This is a genomic window from Paraburkholderia sp. BCC1884 (assembly GCF_900996225.1).
Lineage (GTDB): Bacteria > Pseudomonadota > Gammaproteobacteria > Burkholderiales > Burkholderiaceae > Paraburkholderia.
Genome location: NZ_CAAJGL010000012.1, coordinates 1 through 465, shown reverse-complemented (window position 1 = coordinate 465; position 465 = coordinate 1). Strand labels below are relative to the sequence as shown.

1 pseudogene is annotated in these 465 nt (G+C 71.0%); it reads right to left on the bottom strand.

The features are described 5' to 3' along the window. Positions 1 to 465, bottom strand: a pseudogene (locus tag FQ705_RS01105) (AMP-binding protein); the annotation flags it as partial.

Sequence of the window (465 nt, the reverse complement as noted above, 5' to 3'; positions counted from 1 at the left end):
CGAAGGTCCCGCGCACGGCCGGCGCGCGCCGCCCCTCGGCGGCCGGCGCGTCGGCGGCGAGCTCGGCCAGCGCCCGGCAGGCATCGAGGCGCGGAAACACCAGCAGGCCGATATCGTCGCGATTGATTCCGGTCACGACCACATCCTGCACATAGGGCGCGCCGCTCGACACGGCCCTCGCGCGCAACGGCCCGACGCTGACGAAGGTGCCGCTGCTCAGCTTGAAATCCTCGGTCAGCCGCCCGTCGAACTGCAGCCCGAGTTCGGGCCGATCGGGATCGGCGAACACCGCCGCGTCGCCGCTGCGGTAATAACCTTCCTCGTCGAACACCTCGCGCGGATCGACCTCGGCATGCCAGTAACCGCGCATCACGTTCGGCCCCTTGAAGCGCAGCTCGAGCTTGCCGCCGCTCGGCGCGAGCTTCACGTCGCAGCCGGGCGCGGGCAGCCCGATATAACCGGAGC